This is a genomic window from Mesorhizobium sp. M0768 (assembly GCF_040320195.1).
In the GTDB taxonomy this organism is placed as follows: Bacteria; Pseudomonadota; Alphaproteobacteria; order Rhizobiales; family Rhizobiaceae; genus Mesorhizobium.
In genome coordinates this window covers 76,850-101,393 of the sequence record NZ_JAMYPD010000017.1, presented here as the reverse complement: position 1 = coordinate 101,393, position 24,544 = coordinate 76,850, and the positions used below count along the sequence as shown (strand labels likewise).

Genomic DNA, 24,544 nt, shown 5'->3' with positions numbered 1-24,544 from the left:
CCCTTCTCCTTTTTGGGGCATGGCACACGCCGTCCCATAGAAGGGGGTTATCCCAACGGCTTTCAGTCGATCACATTTGATTTAAACTCTCTCAGAGACAGGGTCGCTGTTACCCCGGGCACATAGAAGTGACTATTTTATGCTATCCTAATATTCCTAATATGGTAACACTTCTGTCTGAGCGCTCTTGCGCGAGAACGGCCCGAAATCGGACTCGTTCTAAGGGGTAGTCAAGGCAACGCTTTAGGGGACCGGGGCGCTTTACCCTATCAGGGGGGCAGGAGCCATGGCAGAGTGCGGCGCTGAGGTTCGAGTCAAACAGCTCGATAAAATACGGTTATTTCAGCAATTTGACCAGGATATCCTTAGTGAACTGGCAAAAGTGGCCATTCTGCGAAAGGTTCCGAAGAATAAAATCTTAACGCGCCTTGGCGACGTGCCAATTTATATTTACTACATAATTCAAGGAAAAATTCGGCTTAGTGCTCCCCTCTCGGACGGACGAGAATTCATCTTTGCAGATCTTGGTCCCGGTGACACTTTCGACCTGACTAGATTGTTCATCACGCGAAGAAGTAACATGAATGCTGAGTCAGTTGCGGACAGCGACTTGCTGCAAATCGAAGTAGCTTTCATGGTTAGGGTCTTCGACAAACACCCCGATCTCGCATTAAAGGTGATCCCGTACTTGTGCGAAGCAACCCACGACGCGCAGGAGCGAGTGATCCACAGTGCGGCCAGTGCCCTATCCACTCGATTGGCGAGCACGCTCTTGCGATTGACAGAGAGGCCGCACAGCACGGCTACCGTGGATAGAGCTCTGAGTATCCACATTTCGCAGACCGACCTCGCGGCAATGGTCCCGGCTTCTCGAGCGAAAGTGAATCGTTGCCTGAGAGAATGGGAACGGCGGTATATGACCCGATACGACCACGGCTCGCTGACGATCCTCAATCGCGCCGCGTTAGAGTCTGTTGCTCTTGGCGAGATCGCCTTTGATCGTTCTATGATGCAAATGCCACGTGCTCGAGCATCTCCGTGGCATGCTCCGGGGAGACAATGAAACCGGAAGTGGTGCCGGTCGTCCTCGCATCCCTCGGTAAAGTCCTTCTCGTCGGCGTCGTAAGTCGCCGCACCGGACATATGCGCCTTCTCACCGGCGTCAGCGCCAATGAGACAGAATTGGGGCTAATTGAGAGCGGAGGGTTTCCGAGTCATCGTAGTCTTTCAAAGGCGCAGAAGGTTTTCGCGAATGGATTCCGCCGGCCAGTCGCGCATGGGCCGGCTGCACTGGGACCGTCGCGACAAACTCGAAATCAGCCCGAACCCTTTGGGCCGGCCGTCGGCCTAGCGCGATGGCGCCGGCACCGCCCTGGTCGACGACGCGGCGACAATGGCGGAGCGGATCGACGAATACCGCGCATTGAGATCGAAACCTTCATCCTGCCCGACTATCCGCATCTGGAGGAAGCCTATCGCTTCGGCGAACTGGTGCTGCCGCTTCTGCCGCTCGATCACGAGGTTTCGACGCGGCCAATGGCCGTGAGCATGGGGCCGTTCGGCGAGACGTGGCTGGCGACCATCTGCGCGCGAGCCAGTCTTGGGCGTGCGTCGTCTGCTTCCAGCGTCGTGATGAGGCGAGCGGGGCCTTAAGACTACCGGTAACAAGATGCGGCTCAGTTTTTCAGATCACTACGATCAGTGAATGTCGGTATCGGTGCTTGCGCGTCCCTGATTTGAACCTGCGCCGGCAAAGAGCCGATAACTATCAGGCAGCAGGTTTGATGGTCCTCTTGCTCAGCTTTACGACGAAAGCGTTCCTATAACGCGACAATCTGGGAGAGACCTCGCGTCCTGATCGCCGCGCCGCATATTCCCCTTCTTCATGGCTACCGTTTTCCGGCATGTAGTTCCAAGTGGGGCCGCCAGAAGGGTACGCAGGGTTTAATCCTGCGTGATCAAGATTGGTCGAGATGAATGTCCACCAGCCTCACGGTTGATTGCGACCTTTCGCGAGCCCGTCTGCTCGCAATCGCATCGCGCGTGTCTGCTTTCCGGAGCAGGACCATGTTCGTACACGGCGTAATCCCGCCGTGTGCATGTCTTTTCACGATGCCGTCGAATCTACGATGATGGCTTTGCAGGCCTAGGCGAGGGCAGGGCGCTACGCGGCGCAGATAATGCCAGACCTGCTCGACCCGATTGAGCTCCGGAGAGCGCGATGGCAGCAGGATCGGCGCAATGTTCTTTGGCCAGACGAGATTGCCGGTGGTATGCCATCCGGCTCGGTCCAGCAGCAGCACGGCGTGAGCGATATCGCGGTGGAGAGAATGCCAGACCGCTCGTTGTCGGATTTGTTCAAGAGCTCGCGCGCTGTTGAGGCTACGACGGGATGCGGGTCGATCTCTCCGAGATGCGGCGTCGTCATCATCGCTGCCACAGTGGTCTCGATCGGCCGCTTTGGGTCTGACACGATTCCCGCGACGCCGGCCAGCATCTTGTCGGGCTCGGCGTAGAGTACGTGCAGGATCGCCCCGATGAGCAGCGAGTGACTGATCTTCTCCCAGTGATTGCGCTTTCGAGCGAGCCTTCGGGATCGACCAGCACGTCGACGACATTCTGGACGTCACGCATCTCCCACTCACCGCGGCGCACTTCGAGAAGCGGGTTGTAGGCGGAGGACTTCCTGTTCGTGGGATCGAACAGCAGCACCCGCCCGTGCCTGGCCGCGGCGCGAAAGCCTGCAGTGAGCTGCCAGTTCTCACCCTTGATATCGTGCACGATGGCCGAGCCCGACCAGGTGAGAAGCGATGGCACGGCGAGGCCGACGCCTTTGCCGCTTCTCGTCGGCGCGAAGCACAGGATATGTTCCGGCCCGTCGTGACGGAGATAGTCGCGATCGAACATGCCGAGTACCACGCCGTCAGGGCCGAGCAGACCGGCGGACTTGACCTCATTCGCTTTCGCCCAGCGCGCCGATTCGTATGTCTCGACGTTCTTCGCCTCGCGCGCCCGCCAGACCGAGATGCCGATCGCCACGGCGATGGAGATGGAGCCGCCAGAGGCGGCGATGAATGCGCCCTCGACGAAGATCGGTGGCCGCATAGCTGGCAAGGTCCTCAGCGGTTCAAATCGGGACTAGCCCTTGCGAGCCGTCGCCAACTAGCGGGGCTCCTTCCACCTCGGCAGGTCATTTCAGGTCGCGACAGCCTAACGCTAAACGCGCACGCAAGTGCAGTTCTCTCGGTGGCTGCTCTCCACAAGTATCCTATAGATTCGGCGGCGGGCGGGGATCGTTTCCGTGCGTGTCTTGCGCATTCAGCGTGGTTGAGACACCGTGGCAGCGCGGACGGCGGTGGTACGACCTGCTGTAGTGAGGGAATAGATCAACAAGCCCCGCATTTTCCTTGGCTCGTCGGGAGCGCAGATGAAGCTGGTGCAGGCGCTGACGCGCGGCCTCGAAGACGTCGCGCCTGTCGATCCCTGGACGACATCCTTCAATCCGGGAAGGAGCACGCTGACCGTCTCCTCGAGCTTACGCGTGAGGTGGACTTCGCGACGTTCGTGTTCGCCAGCGACGACTGGACGACGGCCAGCCTGCCCGCTTCCCCTCCCGCTGGTTCCGGCCAGGCTTCTCCGCGCGACAATGTCGTCTTCGAAGCCGGTCTTTTCAGCAGCGTCCTCGGCTTGCGCCGAACTTTCATACTGCATGCGAGCGGTTCGAAGCTTCCGACCGATCTCCTCGCATTGACGTGCGCAGGATATGGCGAAGCGACAAACGCTGCCGAGATGAGGACCATCAACCAGAAGCTTCGAAAGGTGATCGAGAGCGAGGGCCGCGTTGCACGCATTGAGGGCCTGTGGTGGCAATTCTCCCTCTCGGCGCGCGGGAACCTTCCGGCCTCCTGCGCATCTCGCGAGCCCTCGACGCTTCCCCGTCGGTTCTTTAGGTCACGTAGAAGGAGGCTGCCGAGAGAGATGGGGGGAAAAGCGTGGCGAACTGTGTTTGAGCTGTGCCGCCGATCCCGTCGCTGTCGAAAGAGAGCGCCCCGGTTGCACTATTGTAGATGATATGATCGGAACTGTCGTGTGCTGCCGTCCCGGCATAGAAAGCAGCCGGGGAAAGCGCTCCAACCGGAAGCCCTTTGAAAATGCCATCGTCGAGGTGGATTTTGTCCTGCGAGGAGTTGAAGTCGGTAATCCTGTCGACATTGCCGCTGCCAAGGGTGTTATTGAAGACGAAAGTGTCGTTGCCGCCAAAGCCGGTCAGCGTATCGGCGCCGCCGCCGCCGTTGATCACGTTGGCGCCGGCATTGCCCTGGATGGTTTGGGCGAACGCATTGCCGGTGAGGTTGATTGCCGTGGTGGCGGACGCGTTGGTGGTGGCAAGAAGTTCAATTTCCGAGCCGGCCGAGAGCGCGTAGCTCACAGAGGTCCACACCCTGTCGTGACCGCCGCCCGAAGCCTCGTTTACCTTGTCACCGGCATTGTCGACATAGTAGGTGTCGTTGCCGCCATAGCCGGTCATCGTATCGGCGCCGCCGCCGCCGTTGATGACGTTGGCGCCGGCATTGCCCTGGATGGTTTGGGCGAACGCATTGCCGGTAAGATTGATGGCCGTCGTGCCGGACGGGTTGCTGGTGGCGAGAAGCTCGATCTGCGAGCCGGCCAACAGGGCATGGCTTACCGAGGCGAGCACTTTGTCGTTGCCGCCGCCCACCGCCTCGTAAACCCTGTCGCCGGCATTGTCGACATAGTAGGTGTCGTTGCCGCCATAGCCGGTCATCGTGTCGGCGCCACCGCCGCCGTTGATGATGTTGGCACCGGCATTGCCCTGGATGCTCTGGGCGAACTCGTTGCCTGTAAGATTAATGGCCGTCGTGCCGGACGCGTTGGTGGTGGCGAGAAGCTCGATCTGCGAGCCGGCCAAGAGGGCATGGCTTACCGAGGCGAGCACTTTGTCGGTGCCGCCGCCCACCGCCTCGTAAACTCTGTCGCCGGCATTGTCGACATAGTAGGTATCGTTGCCGCCATAGCCGCTCATCGTGTCGGCGCCGCCGCCGCCGTTGATCACGTTGGCGCCGGCATTGCCCTGGATGGTTTGGGCGAACGCATTGCCGGTGAGGTTGATTGCCGTGGTGGCGGACGCGTTGGTGGTGGCAAGAAGTTCAATCTCCGAGCCGGCCGAAAGCGCATAGCTCACAGAGGTCCACACCCTGTCGTGACCGCCGCCAGCGGCCTCAATGACTACGTCGAATGCGTTGTCGACGCGGTAGGTATCGTTGCCGAAACCGCCGGACATTTTGTCAGCACCAGCTCCCCCATCCAGAACGTCATCAAAGCTGCCGACGTTCAGGATATCCGCCGCATCCTTCCCGGTCAGGTGCTGCTCCATCACGTCCGGCGCGGCATAGGCGCGCACGTAGTCGATGACCAGATCGTAGGTGCCGGACGCCCGCTCGACCTCAAGGGGATTCATGGCAAGCGAGGCCACCATATAGAGCGGCGTGCGGAAGAACTCGCTCATTGGAAAGCGGCTCAGCTCCGTGCCGTCATAGTACACGGTGATCCAGTCCGTCGTGATCCTCGCGCCGTAGGTGTGAAACGCCCCGTCAAACATCGAACCGGCGAGGCCCGTATAGTTGCCTTTCGAAGCCTGGCTTTCCTTATTGCTCAAGTGCACCGCCTGGTGATGACCATCGGGATCGCCCCCATACGCTTCAACGATGTCGACCTCGACGCGTGGCACAGTCTGATCGGGCGACAGCATCCAGAAAGCCGGCCAGGCTCCCGCCCCGCCGTGAAAGGCGGCGCGCATCTCGAAATACCCGTACTCTTGCGCGAAACCCTGGCCGGCGCTGTTGACCGTTTGCATCGTTCCCGACTGCCAGACGCCGTCCACCTGCTTCATGGTAATGGTCAGCTTCCCGTCGGAGACAGAGAACGGATTCGTTGCCCCCACCGGCGACATGAACGTGGCGGCCCCATAGGGGGCGTGTACTGGCGCGAACCACTTGCCGGTGCCGTTGTTCGGCACGACATCAAGCGTGTTGAACTCGTCAGAAAAGGAGAGCTTGAACCCCGAGAGGTTCAGCTTCGATCCCTTGTACTGTTCGGTCCAATCGCCAGGGAGAGCAATCGCAGCCATTGATGGGGTCCTCGTTCTCGCAACATTTTCGCGGTTGACCCCCCACCAAGGCTTATAGTGGACACCCATTCCGTCGCAAATGCGGCCAGTACGGTTGTCCCCAACATTTCACGAGAAATTTGGGAGATGTCGCAAATCGGTTGACTAGCCGGCACACGATACTGCGAATCCTCCGATACCGTGACGCCGGGCGCGAACGTCGCTGCAACCAGCCGCTCCTTCTCCGCCCGCGACCAGCGCCGCCGGCGCTGCACCGAGGTGATCACTTCCACCGCGCAATCGTCATAGGACTCCTCCCCGGATTATTCCCGGATTTGCCAATGCGGCCTCAGTCGGGGTTTCAAGAGGCTCGGGCGTCTCGCCAGCGGGGTGGCGCGACGGTCGGCGCAGATAGGATGGCCGAACGTCCGTTTTCTCAATCCGATTCGGACCTGCAATTTCGCCTCCGGAATGACGAGGCTCTGTACTCTTTCGCTTTGACGCTCAGCCAGCCCGGTAAGGGCCTTCTTCCGTCGTTCCCTGTTTGGCTCGATCACTCGCCGCAAATAACGACTGTAAGGTTGGCGGCAGTTCTGGTCGGACTACCAGCTTTAAGGGCCTGTGCATGTGACGACGATTGTCTTCGGAACGGACCAGTTTCCGAACTGCTTTGGAGACGGACTGACAATCTTTCTTTGTTTCTCTTTGTCATGTTCGGGGCGTCCCTTCCCAGTCAGCCGCAACTCGCGTAGGCGCGGATGAGGGAACGATGTAGGCCCTCGCGGGTTTAGAGCTCGCAGCGGTCGATTCTTCGTAGATGTGCAGCCGCTGTGGGGGGGGGCCGTCGCCTCTCCCTCACCGGCGGCGGGCTCCTTTCGCGAAGGCGGTGTTGGTCAGAGACACATAGAACCTCATACCGCAATCCAATTTAGCTAGTTGTCATTGGGGGGAGTAACGTTCCCTCCTCTTTTGCAGCAGCCAAGAATGCCTTGCGGGCCTCCTCAGGTTCCATCTCGTCGAAAATCACGGCCATGCAAAGGCGCACCGCGAGATCCCAGCAAGGGCCACGCTTGGTCCACTTCATCAGCTCCTCGCCGGCTGCCTCGGCGTTGTTGACGTTGCGGATGATCCCGGGACGCTCGGTCTTGACCGGGACCGGAGGGTTGAACCAGTGGGGGGCCATGAAGGGACCTCAGGGCGGCTAGCGGGTTTCGTCTCTACTAACCGGCTCAGCGATGAGGACGGTTAACCGTTTGTTAGGCATGTCTGAGTTCGTGACGGGCTGTTTCCAAACATTCATCGACGGTTGTCCGAGCTGTCGGTACGAAGCCGGTATACGCTTGCCGCGGCATGCCGAATCGACGGCTAACAGCGCTTGGGCCGAAGTCGGGCGCGGTTTTCCCTGACCCCAGTCGCGCCGCCATGCGCAGTATCTAGCGTTCGCACATGGCGGACAGTTGGGTCAGCCGCAAACCTGCTTCGGAACGGCCTTGCTCATATCCAAAGCTGGTAGCGGGAATGGTTCGACTTGTCCTCCGGTCTTGTCCAGATACTGCATCAAGGCCGTCACGAGATGGTAGAAAATGCTCGCGGGGACCTCAGTCGCCAGTGACCTTCCGCGCTCGTCAATCCTGTCGATCCACAAGCCAAGCGGTGCGGGATCGATATGCCATTTGAAGAGGCGGGCGACACGAGCTTCGATCTCGGGTTTCAGATCGGGCCCGCCGATGCCGTCCAGGGCGACGGCCGCCTTGACGGCTTCGCATTGCGGCCAGCTGCGGGAGAGCCGGTCGAAGGGCATTCCCTGCCGCGACACGGCTGCATAAGCCAGGCCCGTCGCCCGGTTCAATCCGCTGGCGATCGCCGACGAATAGAGCTTCCTGGCGTAGGCTGCCAAGTCTTTCTGCCCGCTTGCCCGCGCGAACTCGACGAGGAGCGAGGCCCATTCGAAATGGTGCCCTGGTTCGGTCCACTGTCCCTCGTCTCCCGGCAACGGTAGCCAATCAACGTCGAAATGTTCCCCAAGCGTCCAGCTCTCCTGGTCGAAGAAATGGCACCGGAAGAGATCGACGACGCGTGCCGCCCGACGGAGATATGCACGGTCGCCGGTGACGCCGTGCCAGGCAAGGAAGGATTCCAGCATGTGCATGTGCGGGTTCGAGAGCCGCACCCCCTTCCAGCCGGGGGTCTCAAGGAAGCCGTTCAGGCTGACGTCCTCGAGATGGGTGTCGATGAAATGGAACGTCTCTTGTGCCAGCTGCAGGGCGTCCTGATGGCCGCATCGGTGAGCATGGGCAAGCGCCAGGAGCACGCAGGAATGGTCGTAGGCGTCCTCCGTCGGGTCAGCCACGCTGCCGTCGGAATTAAGGGTGCGCACCCAGCCGCCGCGATCGGTGCGGCCGTGTTTCGCGATGAAGTCGATGCCGTGTTCGATGAGCTTGTCGGCCGGTCCGACCCAGCCGCGTTCTTTGGCCACAGCAAAGGCGTAAATCTGACGAGCCATCGTCCGCATGCGCTTGGGTTTGCCCAACGGCCTTGCATCGAAACCAAGAGCCTCGTGGAAGCCGCCATATGCATCGTCGACACCTGCAGTGGACCACAACGGCAGGGTCTCGTCGAAGAGCCAGTGCTCGACGCGCTTGCGCCATGATCCGCTAATGATGACCCGGTATTCCGACGCCGTGAACTTCGTTTCAAGGCGTCCGCTCTTCTCGAGTTGTTCGACGACTTTCTTCACGTTCTGGCTGTGGCTGACAGGAGCAACGAATACCGCGTCCGGTGTCGCCACCACGGCAACGTGCTTCATTCCGACGACTGTCAGCAGCCTGCCCTGGCTTCTAAGATAGGAGTTGCCACAATCCATGGCGACGACGTCTCCCATTACGACATTGCCGTCACAGTCCGTCGGGCTGGCTTCGAGCAGCGATTGCCAAGATCCAAGGTCGTTCCAGCGGAAGGAAGCCGTAACCATCGCAATATCGCGTGCATGCTCTATGACTGCGTAGTCGATCGACGTCGACGGGACAGCCGAATAGAAGCCTTGGGGCAGGTAGATGCCCAAGACGTCGGTCCGTGCAGCCTTATAGGCCCGTTCCGCGGTATCCCAGATGTCCGGCCGGAAATCGATAAATGCTTTCCGCATCGTGTCGGCACGAAACAGGAAGATGCCGGCGTTCCAGTAAAATCTTCCCGAAGACACGTATTTGCGGGCCGTCTCGGCATTGGGCTTTTCGACAAAGTGCAAAACGGAAACGGCGGCCCCGCCGTCACTATTTGCCGTAACCTCGATGTAGCCGTACCCGGTTTCGGGATGCGTCGGCCTGATGCCGAAAATGACAATGCTTCCTGAATCGGCGGCGGGTACGCCCGCTTCGACGGTTTCCCAGAATTGCGTTTCGGTCGATATCTGATGGTCGGAGGGGACCACGAGCACAAGCGTGTCACCGCCATATTCGGAGATCGTCTGCAAAGTGGCTATGGCCGCCGCCGCGGCGGTATTGCGGCCGACGGGTTCGAAAATCGGTCTGCCGCCATTCAGGCCGAGCGGACCGACGTCCGAGATAACACGGTCGGCATGCCGCTCGGAAGCTATCAGGTAGATCGGCGTCTCGCCGTCCTTCCGCGCCTTGAGGCGCCGGACAGCCTTCGCAAGCATGGAGCCGTCGCCCGAAAGGTCGTGGAATTGCTTGGGATTGTCTTCGCGCGAGAGCGGCCACAGCCGTGAGCCGACGCCCCCGCTCATGACAAAACTTACGATCCGCTCCGGCATGGTCCAGTCCTCTCAAAATGTCTGATTGTAGGTTCCGACCTCTGGATTTCGAGAGCCTCGAACATCTCGCGACGTCGCGCCGGAGACCAGCACCATCTTGCTCCGCTCTTGCGCAGAACAGCCCTAGCACGCTGCCGGGCGCAGGCCCCCTCGTGAATTCGAGTAGTCCTAACACGCTGGTTCGCGCCCCCTCATCCAATGGGAGCATGCTTGCCGATGGCCGAAATGATGACGCGTCCAAGCGTGGCGGTGTATTCCCGAAGCTGCACTCTGCTCGGGCGCCGACGACAAGGATGCGCTGCAAGATGCCACGGCCCGCGGTTTCCTTTCCGCGAGAATGTCGACGAAAGACGTTTCGCACGCTTGGCTCGCCTTCTCGAAGGCATTCAAGTGGAAATCCAACGGCATCCGCGGAACTCCGCCCCGTCCGAAGAAAGGATGATGGACTGTGCGCCGTTCGCCCTGGAGGCGATCGAAAAGGCGAGACCCGGAACGTATGTGCACGAAGATCGATACGCTCACCGCGGGATGTAGCGATCAACCGCGGACGGCGGGTCTCGTGGAAACCGCAAATATCATTTGTCGACAGATCGAGAACGAGGCCTACCGCGCATTCTCTCCTCCCATAGGGCGTAGGCCCATACGCCCATTGGGGGCGTTTAACCTTTCCTGGCGCAGGGGTAGCCTTTTGCGGCACTCTGGGAACGCCGGGCCTTCGCGTTCATGAAAACATCGGCCGGATGCCATGGACCGCCTGCATCGAGACGGCGTGCGCGCAGGATTTTTCCGCACGCGTGCTGGAGAAGTTGATTGGATCGCATATCCCCCCACCAATGGGCCTCTACAACGGACCCGCAGGCTTCCGCCAGCCAGGAGTTCATCGGCCTCGCCGACATAACCGGATTTCTGAGGCGCTATATCGGAACGATCATCGCCTGTGTTGCCGCGGCTGTCTTGGTGGCCTGGTTCTACAATTTGACCACCGACCCGGCTTTCACTGCCAGCACGCAGATCCTGATCGAGCCGAAACTGCCGCAACACCTGCAGGAGGGCGGCGAAGTCAATCTGTCATTGGACACTGCCCAAGTGGAAAGCCAGATCGCAGTGATGCAGTCGGAAAAGATCGCGGCGATGGTCCTCGATCAGTTGAAGCTCGTTGACGATCCCAAGTTCAACCGTCCACAGGTTCCGATTTTGGTGGAGAGAATCAGGAAAATAAAAGCGATCCTGGTTGAAGCTTTCGGGCTCCAGAAAAGCGCTTGGCTCACCCCGCTTTGGGAGTTTTTTGGCTTGGACGTGCCTGAGACGCCTGCGATGCTGACCGATTACCAGAAGTCCCGGCGCACCATGTTGATTTTCCGCCAAGACCTCGACATCCGCAGAGTCGGCGTTTCCTATGCCATAAACATATCCTTCACCTCACTTGATCCCGAGGGCGCAGCCAGAATTGCGAACGCCACGGCCGATGCCTTCGTGCGTGAGCAGATCGAAACCAAGGCCGACGCTGCTAAACAAGGCGGCGCATGGCTCGAAAAGCGCCTTCGGCAGCTGCGCACTCAGATGAACGAGGCCATGGCGACAGCGCAGGAGTTCCGTTCAAGGCACGACTACAGCGTCGGCAAAGAAGCCAAAGAGGCGGACCGGGCCAACGCTGTCCCGACGCTTGAGGAGCTTGAGGTGACTGCCGAAACCTACCGGAAGATGTACGAGAGCTTCCTGCAGGCCTACACCAACTCGGTGAGCCAGCAGTCGTACCCGGTTGCAGACGCAAGGGTGATCACGGCTGCGACGGCGCCGCTCTATCCGAGCGCTCCAAGGCCGAAGCTGATGCTGGCTTTCGCGGCGGTTTCCGGGTTTATTCTCGGGATCGGAGTTGCGTTGGTAAGGCATACGCTCGACTGGACCGTAAGGTCGCCCCGACACATCCGGGACAATCTGAGTATTGAATGCGTCGGAGAACTGCCGGCCATCAGCAGGAGGAGGGCATCCGGCCACGTCGACGAAGTGGTAAGATATCCGCACTCCCGATACAGCCAGAGCCTCAGGAAAGCGAGGACCGAAATCAGCCTTGCGGAAACCAACCACCCGATCAAATTGCTTGGGTTAACCGCTGTATCCAATGACAGTTCGAAGAGTTCCGTTGCCAGCAATCTTGCCACGCTTTACGCGATGTCCGGCCTGAAGACATTGGTGATCGACGCCGACGTCTGGCGGCCGGCTATGACCAAGCGGCTACTCGGCCCATCGGGCGCCCTGGACAAACCGTTCCAAGATCCTGTCCGGCTCAACATCGTCTGCGCTCCGGGGCGGTCGTTCGACCTGCTTCCAAGTTCGGTCGTGCAGGCCAAGAACCTGCTGGCACCACGTAACATGGAGGCGTTTCTCTTGGACCTTGCCGCCTGCGACATTGCCCCCTACGACATTGTCATCTTCGACTTGCCGACACTTGCCTCGGGAGCCGACATGCTGATGGTCGGATCCGTCCTGGACGGCGTGGTCATCGTCGCCGAGTGGGGTAAGATACACGTCGAAACGTTGCGGGGACTAGTCAGGACGCTGCAGGCCAGCAGGACGCCCGTCCTTGGCGTGCTTCTGACGAAGGCGCGCGCCAAGCACCGCAAAGCATGAACGGATGGCGAGGCATTCTCCTTCGAAAGTCGCAAAAAGCGTGTGGGGGATCAGTCCTTGGGATTAGCATGGGATTAGGGGGATAGTTCCGGACCGCCACGCTACCTCCTTTGCCTTTCTTGCCGACGAGCCCCGACCTTGGAAAAGTGTGGAGAACAATTCGAAACAGCGACCCTCCCATGACAACGAATGCCGTCGAGAAGCCGTCGCATCAGGGAACCCCGATCTGGGTTGAGTCATCTCGACTGGCGGCGACCGACAGCCGAACAATAGCACTGCACGTTATTCCCGCGCCCGACCAGGACAGTGCCGGGACAGTGTTGACAGACCTGTCGCCCGCCACCAGTACAGGAGCGACGGAACCTCCCTTGGGAGGTCTCCTGAAGCGGATCATGGATCTGGTCGTAGCGGTCATGGCACTTGTGATTGCCGCGCCAGTGATGATCGTCGTCGCCCTGCTGATCAGGGTGACGGCGGGAGGCCCGGCAGTGTTTTCGCACTGCCGAGTTGGCCTCGGCGGGAAACCGTTCAATTGTTACAAGTTCCGCTCGATGGTTGCCAATTCGGAAGAAGTTCTAAAAGCATATCTCGAAGCCAATCCGGAAGTCATCTTGGAATGGGAGGAAACCCACAAGATCCGGGACGATCCTCGCGTCACATCCCTTGGGTGGATGCTTCGTAAGTCAAGCCTGGACGAACTCCCCCAGCTCTTCAACATCATCCGCGGCGACATGAGCTGTGTGGGTCCGAGGCCCATCGTGAATGACGAACTCAAACGGTACGGCGACCACCTCGGGGAATACCTTCGGACGCGGCCGGGACTCACTGGCCTGTGGCAGGTGAGCGGAAGAAGCAGCATGGACTACGCCAACCGCGTGGCGCTGGACAGCCAGTATGTGCGGAACTGGTCGGTCTGGGTCGACGTCGTGATCCTGTTCAGGACCGTCTTTGCGGTCATTCGCATCGACAGAGCTTGCTGAAGTCCGCAAACATCACCGTTCGTTCCGCCTCCGGTGCACCGAAAGGAACAGACCTGCGATATAAGTGCAGGCCAATGCGAATGCCAGGATCAGGAATTTGGTGACGGTCACGTAGCCCGGCAGCCCTAGGGTATTCCAGACAAAACTCCCCATCAGCAGCAGGGCGGTCGCCGCAATGAGGGCGGGAGCCTTGAACCGCACTCCCAACATAACGCCGACCGCCGACACGGCCACTACACTTATGAGCACCGATATCTCCACCGGTATCCGCGGGACCAATTGGCTCTATGCGGCAGGGAAGGTTCAGTCAGGGTGGTGATTTCTGTCGCGTTTGACGGCTCCCTGATAGGGGGCCTCAAAGTACATGGCAAGTGCCCGGTTCACGCCAAGGCGTCAATTCTGTGGGTGGACCGATCAACGAGCCAACGAGGCGAAGGCCACGCTGGACCATAGAACTTGATCAGTTGGCGTCCAGAACCGCTATCGGCTCCGCCTGAGAGCTGCCGCCTGCAGGCAGCGCAGCCAAGCCTGACCGCGGCAGTGGGATCTCGATCTTCACGGTATCGCCGGGCTCGATCGGCGTCGTTTCTTCAACCGTGAGTTCTTCCGTGCCGCTGTCGGACGTCCTCACGATCTTAAAGATCGGTTTGGCCCTTTCGGAGCGTTCCCTGAGGGCGAGCAGAGCAGGGGCCGTGATCTCGGTTTCGTGCAGCAACTGTACTGCGGTGTCGGTTTTACTGGCGACTTCATTGAGCTGTAGCTGCGTCTCCCTCAAAGTCTCGGCGACCTCGCTGGTATGGCGATTGCTGAGGTCGAGGATCTCGATGTCAGTCTTGCTTATCTCCTGCCTGACCCGCAAGAGCGAGGTCTCGGCAGCCAACCTGTCGCTTTGCATCTGGGCGACCATTCCCGCCAGAGAGAATTCCCGCGGTGCAACCGCAAGCCCTTTCTCGACCAGGGTCGAAACCCCGGCGAGCTCCTTCTGGACGAGTTCGACCCGTTTGTCGTGGAAAGTCAGCTGCTTCTTGAGCGAGACCAGTTCCTTTTCCAGGAACTCCCTGAGTTCGTGAAGTGCACGGAGTTGCGTCGTCAGCGCGTCTTTGCGAAAAGCGAAGATCTTGCGCTCCTGCTCCATCGTCAACCCGACCGTTTCGTTCGAAGCCCTGTTCTTCAGTTCTGCAGGGAAAGAGATGTCGTTGCTGCCAGCCAGTTCGGATTCCAGTCGCGCCTTGCGGGCAAGCAAACTGACGTTGGTCAGCGCCAGCAATCCCACGTCACCTTGGCCCGCGATCACTTCACGCTCGAGTCTCAAGACATCTTCCTCGCGTGTCCGCAGGCCGCCCGCGATCCCCACCGCCTGCAGCACCGTCAGTCCGGGCCTGTAGGGAAACTCGCCGGGCTGCGTGACGTGGCCGACTATGTAGAAGGGTCTGTACTGGATGATTTCGACGGCGACATCCGGCTGGCGGCCAAGGCCCATCTGCTGCATCAGGCGGTCGCTGATCGCGCGGGCGAGGTCGCCGGGGGCGGTGCCTTGCGCGCGTATCTGGCCCGCAAATGGCAGGAAGAGCGTGCCGTCGGCGCCGACAACGAAATCGTCGTTGAGAGCCGTCCATTCGAAGATCACATCGCGTGATGCGCGCCACTCGTAAATTTTGAGCCTGACCTTATCCTGAGGTCCCAGGAGATACTCGGCAGCCATCGTCGGCAAGGGCCAGGCCGCGGCCACGTGTGAAGCCGCCACCACCCTGACCAGCCATTTTCGCATTGTCTTCCCCACATCAGATTTTCAAGATGTATTCGGGTTCGATCCGTCCTGTGGCCACGTGACGGATCGCGAGCATGTTGCCCCTGAGCCTGCCCCTCCGATCGACAAACGGCTCAGGCCACAGGCTCTTTGCGAGGTTGGCCGCTATGTTCCTGAACATCAGCGGAAGCGCGAAAGAGGCCGGAACAGTCCCCTTCTTGATCAGGTAGATCGCATTCGCAACCTGGGAGTATCCGAACCGCTCTCCGCTGACACGCCCTGTCTTGATGCCGAGATGGACGCCCCTGATTGAAGTCACGCAGACCACTCGGCCTTTGGATCTCATTTGGCTGGTGAAGTCGATGTCTTCCTGCCAGCCGTACAAGACGAGGCGCTCGTCGAAGCGCAAACCGCCCACCAAGGAAGAACGGAGGGACATGTTACATCCGTATGCACCGACATGATCGACCACCGATGGTCCATCATGTTTTTTGCCCTCGCTTGCCCGCAGGACGGCTTCAGCATCTTCCCAGGTGAGTCCCGCGTTGGTGGCCCCGTCCTTTACGACTATGCCCATCACCACCGCCCATCCGTCATTTTCCACGAAAGCTTTCTCGACCTGCTCCAGGTATTCGGCGGACGGAACGAAATCGTCGTCGAAGAATGTGATGATATCGAAGCGCTCCAGGGAAGGTACAAGAGCCGTGTTCCGCTGGGCAGACGATCCTATCGGCCCGAAAACGAGCGACAAAAGGAAAGGACAGCTTTCCGGCAGCTCGACATGCGCGGCGTCGGGCGCCGACACTATCACCTCGTCGGGAAGTCTCGTCTGGCCACCCAAATATCTGAGCAGGCGCGCGACCTGTCCGCTGCGGCCAAGAGTCGGGATGATTACGGTGAGTCTCATGCTGGATCCCGTTTCGGTTCCAGCGGACCGTAAGCCGACGAGAGGACCGAGACAGCCTGCATAAAAGGAGACGGCAGGAGCTTGGCCTACCTCCGGACACAGGCTTTGTGAGTACTGCGGGTGAATGCCCACAGCCAAATGTATTAGGTAGGCATGCACCCGGATCAGCCTGTAACCGATCGGACAACTTGCCGGAGCCATAACACGGAATGGAAACTGCTGGCCTGCTGAGGCTAGGGGAACCATGCTCCACGAACGCTCTTCCGATTTGGCCATCACGGCCAAGGTCAACGTGCCCATCGAGGAGTTGCCCGCCGGGCCGGGGCTTGGCGTCGACAGGTACGCGAAGATCGCGGTCGTTCATGACTGGTGCCCGAATTTCCGGGGAGGTGAACGGGTTCTGGCGCAAATTTGCAAGCAGTTTCCTAATGCCGAAGTCTTCACGCTGTTCGATTTCTTGCCAGCCGATATAAAGGAGAAATATTTCCGCGACGTAGAATTCCATACGTCCGCAGCCAACCGCATACCGATGGTGCACAAATTCTATAGGTCTCTCTTCTTCTTTTGTCCTTTCCTGATCGAACAGTTCGATGTGACAGGTTACGACGCAGTGATCTCGTCGTCGGCAGCATTTTCGCGCGGCGTGATCACCAGGCCGGACCAACCGCACCTTTGTTATGTGCACAGCCCCGTCCGCTACGCCTGGGACGAGCAGTTTTCTTATCTTCAGCAAGGGCGGCTTGGTTTCGGTCCCAAGGGAATGCTCTATCGGTACATGCTCCATCGGCTGAGGACATGGGACACGAGAACCGCGCACGGCCCGGATCTGATGCTGGCGAATTCGAATTACGTCCGCTCCCGAATCCAGCACATTTATGGGCGCCAGGCACGCGTCGTTTTCCCGCCGGTCGCTCTGGGAGAACTGCCCTGTGTGGAGGACAAGGACGACTACTACGTTTCGGCGTCCTTCCTCGCCCCTTACAAGCGCACTGACCTCGTCATCCGGGCCTTCAACGAAATGCCGTCGCGGCGGCTAGTCATCGTTGGCGAAGGGCAGCAATCATCCAGTCTGCGAGCGCTTGCCGGCCCGAACGTCACCTTCTCGGGTTATCTGCCTCGGAAAGACTATGTGGACAGCTTGGCGCGGGCAAAGGCCATGGTCTTTGCGGGCTGCGAGGATTTCGGCATAGCGCTGGCCGAGGCACAGGCCTGCGGAACGCCACTGATTGCCTTCGGCCGCGGCGGGGCGGCAGACATCGTGCAGCGCCTTGGATCATCCCTCGAACCGACAGGAGTGCTGTTCAAGGCTCAAACTGTCGATCACCTCAAGGAGGCAGTCGAATGGTTCGAAGAGAACAGCTATGCCATCACGTCCCGCGCCTGCGCCAGGAATGCAGGACGCTTCTCCGAAGAGAACTTCGACCGCGCGATCCTGGAATCGCTCGGGGCTGTCCAGGCACTTCACCAGATCATGTAAGTTCGCGCGCTCTGACGACCCTCGTTTCCGTATCGATACCGTCGGCGGCAGCCATTACCTCGAGATAGCGTAAGGCCGTAGCCCTCCAACTGTATGCCGAGGCTCTGGCCTTGCCCTTGCCTATCAACTGAAGTCGCAAGGCCTGAGAACTGTGAAGCTGCACGAAGCTTTCGAACCATGCTTCCGGGTCGTCGGGAGGTGCAAACAGGGCTGCGCTCCCGCAGACTTCCGGCAGGCTGGCGCGGTCGGAAACCACCACAGGGCAGCCGACCGCCATCGCCTCGAGGACCGGGAGGCCGAAGCCCTCTGAAAGGGAGGGGAAAGCTAGACACAGTGAGTCCCTCAGGAGGGCCGCCAACTCGCCATCGGAAATGCGCCCGAGCCAGTGGATGTTTCGGGCTTCGGCTCGGGCTGATGGTGATCTAAAAACACGGGAATCCGACATCCCGACAATCGCGATGCTGAGTCCGGCCTCGCCAAGATGGTCAGCCATGTTCAGGATGAGCTCCACATTCTTGTGGGGTGCGGCACTGCCGATCATAACGATGGTTTCCCGCGAGGCCGCCAGGCGTGTCTCTGCCGAGTGTTCAGGCTTCCACCGCAAAGCATGCTCGTGGCCGTTTGGCGCTACGAAAGCCTGTTGCTCCCGGATGATGCGGCGGCGGACCAGTTCGCCCAACGAGTAATCGGAAACCGTCGAAATACCCCGCGCCGTCTTACCGAGGCATGGCAACAGATTCTTGTAAACTATTCTAAACGCGATGGAATAGCTCTGCGGAGCGTTCCAGACGTTTGCGTCATGAATGCAGACGATGTGCTTGTGGGACAGCAGCGGTCCGGTGTTGCAGAGGCTGAGCAGTCCGCTGCCGTCTAGCGAGGACGGGAGCTGCACCTGCTCCCAGACATGCCCCCTCCTGCTGCCGATCTCGCGGCGTTCGATGGAAACGAGGGGGATGTCGCCCGACCCCGGCGGACAATGCAGTCCGACTTCGAGACCGCGGGCGAGAGGCTCCTGTTCCGCGATCAAAGCGTCGAGCGAACGGACGACCTCGCGCGCATAGCGCTGGACGCCTGTCGTCGGTTGGGAAAGAAAACGCCCATTTATCGTCCAACGCCGTGCCATGTGTTCCCCTTTTTTACCCTCAGTGTGCAGCCGCGAAGACGGGCGGTCATCACGGCCATTGGGTCATCGGGGCTGACCGGGAATCATCCAGATAGGCGAGGGGATAGTGTGCCTACCTCAAACGTCTGAGGACCCTTGCACCCTCGAGAATGCTAGTCTGGCTCGCGACGCCGAAAGGGCGGGGGAGCGACATGGGCAATCTCGAAACCGATACGACAAAGTGGCCACCAAGACGGCCCAAACAGGTGAACAGAAACAGCGCCGACACAGTGCTGGCGAGATCGCTTGCCGAAGATCCCGAATATCTGGTCGGGCACCCCGGCCGGACGTGGGCGGACAGCGAAACTGCGAGGCGGCGTTGGACGATAAACGGCGACTTCACCACGCTCAGGGCGACCGGAATAGCCCGCTACGCCAGCGAGGTGACCATGGCTCTCGACGCGCTCATTTCGGAAGGACACCCGCTTGGTCGCGATCTGGAGATCGATCTCGTGGTGCCGCGTCCGCTTTCCGAACCTTTCCGCCTCAACGCCATCTCCACCCGAGTCGTTCCCGAATTCAACTTGCCGCGACTTCCCCAATTCTGGGTGCAGGCGCAGTTGCCCTGGCACGTGCCCGGAGGATTGCTGAGCTTCTGCAATCTCGCTCCCGTCGTACTGAAGCGTCAGATCGCGTGCATCCATGACATGCACACCAGGCTCATGCCGTCGAGCTACGGGCGGGGTTTCAGATGGGCGCACCGACTGATCTTGCCGGCACTTGGCAGGCGAGCCGCCCGCATTACGACGGTCTCGCAACTCTCGCGCAGCCATCTTGTCAAATTCGGGATCGCGCCGGCGGAAAACATCGTCGTCACATACAACGGCAGCGAGCATGCAAAGAGATGGGATACAGCGAGATCCTCACTGGTTGTCGATCGCAGCAGGCCATATGTCCTCTGCCTCGGCAGGCGGGACCAGGAATACAAGAACATGGGGCTTCTCGCCAGGCTGGCCCCGCTGCTCGATGAGATGGGTCTCGATCTCTGGATGCCAGGCGATGTCGACGAGACCACCGTCCTGCGCTACGTTCCGGAACTGCCCGGGAACATCGTCCTCCTTGGCCGCATAGGAGACGACGACTTCAAGAAGGCGCTCGAAGGCGCCCTGTGCTTTCTGTTCCCGTCACGGATCGAGGGTTTCGGGCTACCCGTCGTCGAAGCGATGGCGTCAGGCTGTCCGGTGGTGGCCTCGACCTCGCCGTGTCTTCCCGAAATCTGTGAGGATGCCGCTCTCTACGCTGATCCCGACGACGTCGATTCGTGGGCCGAAACCGTCCGCCTGCTGATGCTCGCCCCAGATTTACGGCAGCGATTGGTCACGAAGGGGTACGCCAGGGCGAACAGTTATTCCTGGCGGTGGATCGCGTGGAAATACCTCGAACTGATGATTCAGGTCGACGCCGATTTCGGGGAGTTCGGCAGTTGACCGGCTTGAGTGTTGGGCAAAACGAGCCAGGAAACCCAAGCCTGGGTTCGGTTTACCGCAACGAAGCTCATTTTGTGCTCGCAGTTTGGGGACCCGAATTGTGGGTTTCGTATGGTGACTGGCAGAAGGTTGTGGCGTGAAAAACGGCGGTGCGTCGGGTCGACCCCTGGTTGCTGTGGTGACGCCTGTTTACAATGGGGGCGCCTATCTCGAAGCCGCGATGCAGTCCGTTCAACAGCAAACCTATGACAGACTCATACATGTAATAGTTGACAACTGTAGCACGGACAATACGCCAGAAATCATCGATCGATTTCGCTCCCAACGCGTCGAGTTAATCACTTTCCGCAACGGAAACTTACTTCCCGTGCGGGAAAATTGGACCAAGGCGCTGTGCGCTGTTCCAGCCGAGACGTCTTATGTGAAATTTCTCTGCGCCGATGACCTGATGCGAAGTGATTGTATCTCGCGCTTCGTGGCGGTCGCGGAATCTGACGATAGAATTGGGGTCGTCCTTTGCGATGATGTCTTCATGGACAAAGTGCACCGCGCGAATTTGCGTTCAGACCAGAGCGTCTTTGACGGGATTGAGATTGTGGGCAAGATGCTAGATGGAAGCATCAATTGGTTACCCTATCACCATCTGTTTGTTCGGTTCCATCAGGACACTCAAAGCGCCGAATTTTTCAAGGATGCCCCCGTTCATTTTGACTTTGCCGCGGTCGCCCGCATTTCACTGTGTAGCAAGATCGCCTATTTGCATGACCCCCTCGTCTGGACGCGTTGGCACCTGAATTCGCTCACAAGCCAGGAGCTTGGTGCGAATCGGCTAAAAACCTTGGTTGAGGGGTTTGATCTTTTGTGCACATTTGGTCTCCGATGCTGGGACGAGCCGACCTTTCGAAGAAAAAAGGAATATATGCGCTCCAGAATGATGCGCTCAGCTATAAAATGGACACTAATGGGCCGGTGGGACGCCGCTCTAGAGCTTTTGAGGGACCTGAAAGAGCGGCGAGTCACTCCGAGCGCTGCAGATTGGGCCAGATCGATAATTGAGCTAATGTCCTATGCAAGCTGGAAACGAACCCGGCGTCTTCCAACCGGCCCTGAAATTGATGAAGGCAAGTTCCGGTCTGAAAATTTTTAGCTAGTAGCTGTTGAACAAATGGCTCGCAGCGAGGCTGTGAGTGTCATTCAGTGTCTCGGGAGAGATTCGAAGAGCGAAGTATGCGCGGCGGACGAATGGTCTGGCGAGCTGTTCTGTTATGTTGATCTCGAGACGCGGGTGCGGTGCGATCGGTGGGAATGAATTCAATGCCCTAGTTCCCTCCGCTAACAGCTGAGGCTCTCACCGCATGCTACGACTCATCAGATCCAGTACGGAGCAATTCAGGCGCCGGGGGTCGAGGCATACCATAGTCGCAGCGGTCCATCTCTGACTGGAGCAGCCATTCAACCAAATGGGGGTTTTGCCATCGCTCGGTCATCGCGTTCTTCGCCGCACAAAACCGCATCATCGCTAGTGGATGATGCCGGGCGACCGAGGGATAGCGCGCGGGCCAGCTTTCAAGCACCGGCCCCCGCTTCGCGCCGGAAGCTCAGCAGCACATCCTGGAACAGCTTGAACTGCCCCAAGACGAACAGCAAGACGAACGTGTAGATACTGGTCAGGACCACACCTCCCGCCAGGAGTCGCAGAAGCGAAGGAACCTCCGGGCCGAGATAGCGCTGCACCGCCAGCGCACCCGCCGAGGCCACGATACCGGACGTCCACGGCCTCACGATCGTCCGCAACAGATCCCCAACTGAAACCGGCGTACGATGCAGGCTCCACGCCAGGTGGGGATAGAGCCAGAGCAGCAGCGCCGTCGAGTAGCTCAGGGCCACGCCCTCGGGGCCGAAGGAAATCCCGATGCAGTAGGAAACGATGACGAGAGGCGCGATGGCAAAGGCGAGATACAGGCTGCGCTTCTGCCTACCGGTCGAGATAAGCAGCCAATATGTCGGGTTGATGATCCCGAACACCAAGATGGTAGGGGTGAGCAGCCGGAAGATAGTCGCCGCTTCCGTCCATTGCGAGCCCAGCACTACGGTGACGATCTCATGTGCGAACAGGAACGAGAACATTGTGATGGGTACCGTCGCCGCGATGAGGATCGAATATCCTTTGAGGTAGAAGTTCCGTAACCGCGCGGGATCGTTCTGCATCCGCGACAACGCTGAGAACAGTACCGCCCCGACGGCGTTATTGATGGTCGCCGTGGGAATGCCAATCAGCTGGAAGGCCCGGGTATACAATCCGAGTGATCCAGCGCCCCAGAACCGGCCAAGAAGAACTTTCTCGGCATTGTAGCCAATATAGACGACGAGGCCGTTCAGCGTGACGATTCCACCGAAATGCAAGAGCGAGCGGATATTGGCGCCGCGCCGAGGCAGTCCAGGAATCCATCCAGTGGCGATCCAGCAGCCCAGACTGTTGATCGCCGGTGAGATAAGTATCGGGGCGATCAGTGCCCAGGGACCGTAGCCACGGAACGCCAGCAGCGCACCGGCCACAATGCCCAGGCACAGGGCGCCCGTGTCGATTCCGCTCAGGGTGACATAACGAAGACTGCGCTCCAGCAGAGCGGCATGCTGCACGCCGGCCGCGTTAAGCAGGAAACCTGGAGCGATCGCGATTGTGATCCAGAGCACGCGCGGCTCATGGTAGAAGGCGGAGATGGGGTAGGCACTCGCAGCGCAGAGCAGCGTCAGAAGGATCCCGACCAGTATATTGATCCAGAACAGTGCCGAGACCTCCTCAAACGAAATCTCATGCTTTTGGATAGTCGCGGAGGAAAGCCCGGCGCTGGTGAAGACATCGAAAACGCCTGTGAGTGCCACCACCATGGCGACCAGACCAAAATCATTAGGGCTGAGCAGGCGTGCCAGTATAGCAATGTAGCCCACCTTGAGCATCAGGTTCGCGCCCTGGCTCACCATCCTGACGACGCCACTTTGAATGGCTTCGCTCTTGATATTCCGACGCTCGCCTTTCGCAGTCAGGGCCTTGTCGGTCATGTATCACTGGCTGCATGCGCGCGTGTCTCCGTTTGAGCGGCCTGGGCATGCCTTTTCTGATCAGGCGGGTCGCCAGAAGTCCTCTCGAGCCATATCTCCCGCCACCAAGGATAGATGGCTCTCGGGCACTGCATCCGGCAACCGCTATACCGCGAATTGCACCAGGCTTTCTCCAAGATAACGGCCGGCCCTCTAAGCCTGTTAATAAGTCCGGTCTGTTCATTAACGAACGTTGTCACGCGTGATCTGACTTTGAAGATGTGGCCACAATAGGGAACCATCTCCGCATCGAAAGTAAGACCCCGGCTCTTGTTGTCGGTATCTAAGGTCGCGAGTATTTCTTCATAAGATCTAACCCTGATCAACTCGCCGGGTTGGAGATCAAGCTTGACAGTCGGAACTGGCTGGCCGGCAGGAATTGATCCCCGATGTCGCGGGAAAGGAACACCACCGTAGAGGCGCTGCACCTTGTCATAAACCCAGCTGACACCCACGGATAACCTGGTGAGGCCTAAACGGCGCGTGTAATGATAGTAGCTGAATATCGTTGCGTAGACGAACCCGGCGAAGAGGCGCGATGCGCCGGCATTTCCCGATGCGTAGTCTTCCGCGTATTGGCGAACATCCCACCAACGAAGAGGGGTAGTCGCCTCCAGAAGTTCTGTGGCTTGGCATGAGTATCTCGGACCACCCGACAAAGGCTGATTCTTGGCGCGCGCGCCAGCCAGCACATCCCCTTCTGTGCAACCCTTTCCGTCCGCCATCTTAGTCGGAAACGAGACAGCTCCATTCGAGGACGGCGAGGCCACAGGCTTAAGCCATCCCTCCTTCCAGAAAACCAGGCACGCCGCCTGGCAGCCTCCAAACGCGTTGCCGTCGCACCTCAGGTTTTCAAGATGGATGACGCCCGATAACTTACGACCGCCAGCACCGTTGATCGTGTCACATGTCTTGTGCGCGCGCTTATAAACACGAAAGCGGAGACCACAATATCGAAACATTTGTGGCATAAAAGGAAGCTTCTCAAGGCGACCATTCTTGTCGAGTGTAAGAAGGATTTCTTCCTTGGACCGCACCTCCACCCAGTCTCCGACCCTCAGGGACATGTATCACTCCCGTTCACAGCGCTCTGGAACCTATGTCATTTGCCCAGCGCCAAACTATACCATCCCGAAATTCCAATAGCCGGCCCCAAATTAGCGGTAGCTACCTTCCACTTTTGACTGAGTGGACGCTAGCCCGAGAAGAGCGCAGAGTTGC

15 protein-coding genes and 4 pseudogenes are annotated in these 24,544 nt (G+C 59.3%); 8 read left to right on the top strand and 11 right to left on the bottom strand.

Annotated features, from left to right (window positions below):
- Positions 1–286 precede the first annotated feature (286 nt).
- Positions 287–1,063 carry a Crp/Fnr family transcriptional regulator gene (locus tag NKI08_RS21105; protein ID WP_352771927.1) on the top strand — a complete coding sequence of 259 codons (777 nt, stop codon included), beginning with the start codon at positions 287–289 and terminating at the stop codon, positions 1,061–1,063.
- A 180-nt stretch (positions 1,064–1,243) separates the two neighbouring features.
- Positions 1,244–1,569, top strand: a pseudogene (locus NKI08_RS34715) (alkanesulfonate monooxygenase); the annotation flags it as partial.
- Positions 1,570–2,171: 602 nt separating this feature from the next.
- On the opposite strand, the pseudogene NKI08_RS21095 reads toward NKI08_RS34715, so the two are convergent.
- A pseudogene (locus NKI08_RS21095) lies at positions 2,172–2,312 on the bottom strand (transposase); the annotation flags it as partial.
- Positions 2,312–3,108 (bottom strand): annotated as a pseudogene (locus tag NKI08_RS21090) (type IV secretory system conjugative DNA transfer family protein); the annotation flags it as partial. The pseudogenes NKI08_RS21095 and NKI08_RS21090, both read right to left, overlap by 1 nt.
- 138 nt (positions 3,109–3,246) lie before the next feature.
- Between NKI08_RS21090 and NKI08_RS21085 the strand changes: the two are divergent.
- A pseudogene (locus NKI08_RS21085) lies at positions 3,247–3,696 on the top strand (TIR domain-containing protein); the annotation flags it as partial.
- A gap of 250 nt (positions 3,697–3,946) precedes the next feature.
- Here NKI08_RS21085 and NKI08_RS21080 read toward each other — a convergent pair.
- The 3 genes from NKI08_RS21080 to NKI08_RS21065 form a co-directional block, all read right to left on the bottom strand.
- Positions 3,947–6,148 (bottom strand): family 16 glycosylhydrolase, encoded by a 2,202-nt coding sequence (locus tag NKI08_RS21080; RefSeq protein WP_352771925.1) that lies wholly within the window; start codon positions 6,146–6,148, stop codon positions 3,947–3,949.
- A 907-nt stretch (positions 6,149–7,055) separates the two neighbouring features.
- Positions 7,056–7,310, bottom strand: coding sequence for a DUF982 domain-containing protein (locus NKI08_RS21070; protein ID WP_352771923.1), 255 nt, complete (start codon positions 7,308–7,310; stop codon positions 7,056–7,058).
- 279 nt (positions 7,311–7,589) lie between these two features.
- A complete protein-coding gene (locus tag NKI08_RS21065; RefSeq protein WP_352771921.1) occupies positions 7,590–9,896 on the bottom strand; it encodes an AGE family epimerase/isomerase in 2,307 nt (768 codons plus the stop codon).
- 810 nt (positions 9,897–10,706) lie between these two features.
- Between NKI08_RS21065 and NKI08_RS21060 the strand changes: the two genes are divergently transcribed.
- Positions 10,707–12,524: a GumC family protein gene (locus tag NKI08_RS21060; protein WP_352771919.1), complete on the top strand. Its 1,818-nt coding sequence runs from the start codon at positions 10,707–10,709 to the stop codon at positions 12,522–12,524.
- A gap of 179 nt (positions 12,525–12,703) precedes the next feature.
- Entirely contained in the window at positions 12,704–13,504 is an 801-nt protein-coding gene (locus NKI08_RS21055; protein WP_352771917.1) for a sugar transferase, read from the top strand.
- Positions 13,505–13,516: 12 nt separating this feature from the next.
- Here the strand turns inward: NKI08_RS21055 and NKI08_RS21050 are convergent, their stop codons facing one another.
- The 3 genes from NKI08_RS21050 to NKI08_RS21040 form a co-directional block, all read right to left on the bottom strand.
- A complete protein-coding gene (locus NKI08_RS21050) occupies positions 13,517–13,753 on the bottom strand; it encodes a hypothetical protein (protein ID WP_352771916.1) in 237 nt (78 codons plus the stop codon).
- Positions 13,754–13,964: 211 nt separating this feature from the next.
- Positions 13,965–15,272 carry a polysaccharide biosynthesis/export family protein gene (locus NKI08_RS21045; protein ID WP_352771914.1) on the bottom strand — a complete coding sequence of 436 codons (1,308 nt, stop codon included), beginning with the start codon at positions 15,270–15,272 and terminating at the stop codon, positions 13,965–13,967.
- Positions 15,273–15,285: 13 nt separating this feature from the next.
- Positions 15,286–16,158 carry a glycosyltransferase family 2 protein gene (locus NKI08_RS21040; protein WP_352771912.1) on the bottom strand — a complete coding sequence of 291 codons (873 nt, stop codon included), beginning with the start codon at positions 16,156–16,158 and terminating at the stop codon, positions 15,286–15,288.
- Positions 16,159–16,402: 244 nt separating this feature from the next.
- Here NKI08_RS21040 and NKI08_RS21035 point away from each other — a divergent pair, with 244 nt between their 5' ends.
- Positions 16,403–17,635: a glycosyltransferase gene (locus tag NKI08_RS21035; RefSeq protein WP_352771910.1), complete on the top strand. Its 1,233-nt coding sequence runs from the start codon at positions 16,403–16,405 to the stop codon at positions 17,633–17,635.
- Here the strand turns inward: NKI08_RS21035 and NKI08_RS21030 are convergent.
- Entirely contained in the window at positions 17,628–18,758 is a 1,131-nt protein-coding gene (locus NKI08_RS21030; protein ID WP_352771908.1) for a glycosyltransferase family 4 protein, read from the bottom strand. The two genes, NKI08_RS21035 and NKI08_RS21030, sit on opposite strands and share 8 nt — an antisense overlap.
- A gap of 191 nt (positions 18,759–18,949) precedes the next feature.
- Between NKI08_RS21030 and NKI08_RS21025 the strand changes: the two genes are divergently transcribed.
- Both NKI08_RS21025 and NKI08_RS21020 read left to right on the top strand, forming a co-directional pair.
- Complete coding sequence (locus NKI08_RS21025; RefSeq protein WP_352771906.1) at positions 18,950–20,224, top strand: glycosyltransferase family 4 protein; 1,275 nt, start codon at positions 18,950–18,952, stop codon at positions 20,222–20,224.
- A gap of 136 nt (positions 20,225–20,360) precedes the next feature.
- A complete protein-coding gene (locus tag NKI08_RS21020; RefSeq protein ID WP_352771904.1) occupies positions 20,361–21,371 on the top strand; it encodes a glycosyltransferase family A protein in 1,011 nt (336 codons plus the stop codon).
- A gap of 419 nt (positions 21,372–21,790) precedes the next feature.
- Here NKI08_RS21020 and NKI08_RS21015 read toward each other — a convergent pair whose 3' ends face one another.
- Positions 21,791–23,284: a lipopolysaccharide biosynthesis protein gene (locus tag NKI08_RS21015; protein WP_352771902.1), complete on the bottom strand. Its 1,494-nt coding sequence runs from the start codon at positions 23,282–23,284 to the stop codon at positions 21,791–21,793.
- Complete coding sequence (locus NKI08_RS21010) at positions 23,281–24,390, bottom strand: hypothetical protein (protein WP_352771900.1); 1,110 nt, start codon at positions 24,388–24,390, stop codon at positions 23,281–23,283. The genes NKI08_RS21015 and NKI08_RS21010 overlap by 4 nt, the downstream gene beginning before the upstream one ends.
- Positions 24,391–24,544: the final 154 nt, after the last annotated feature.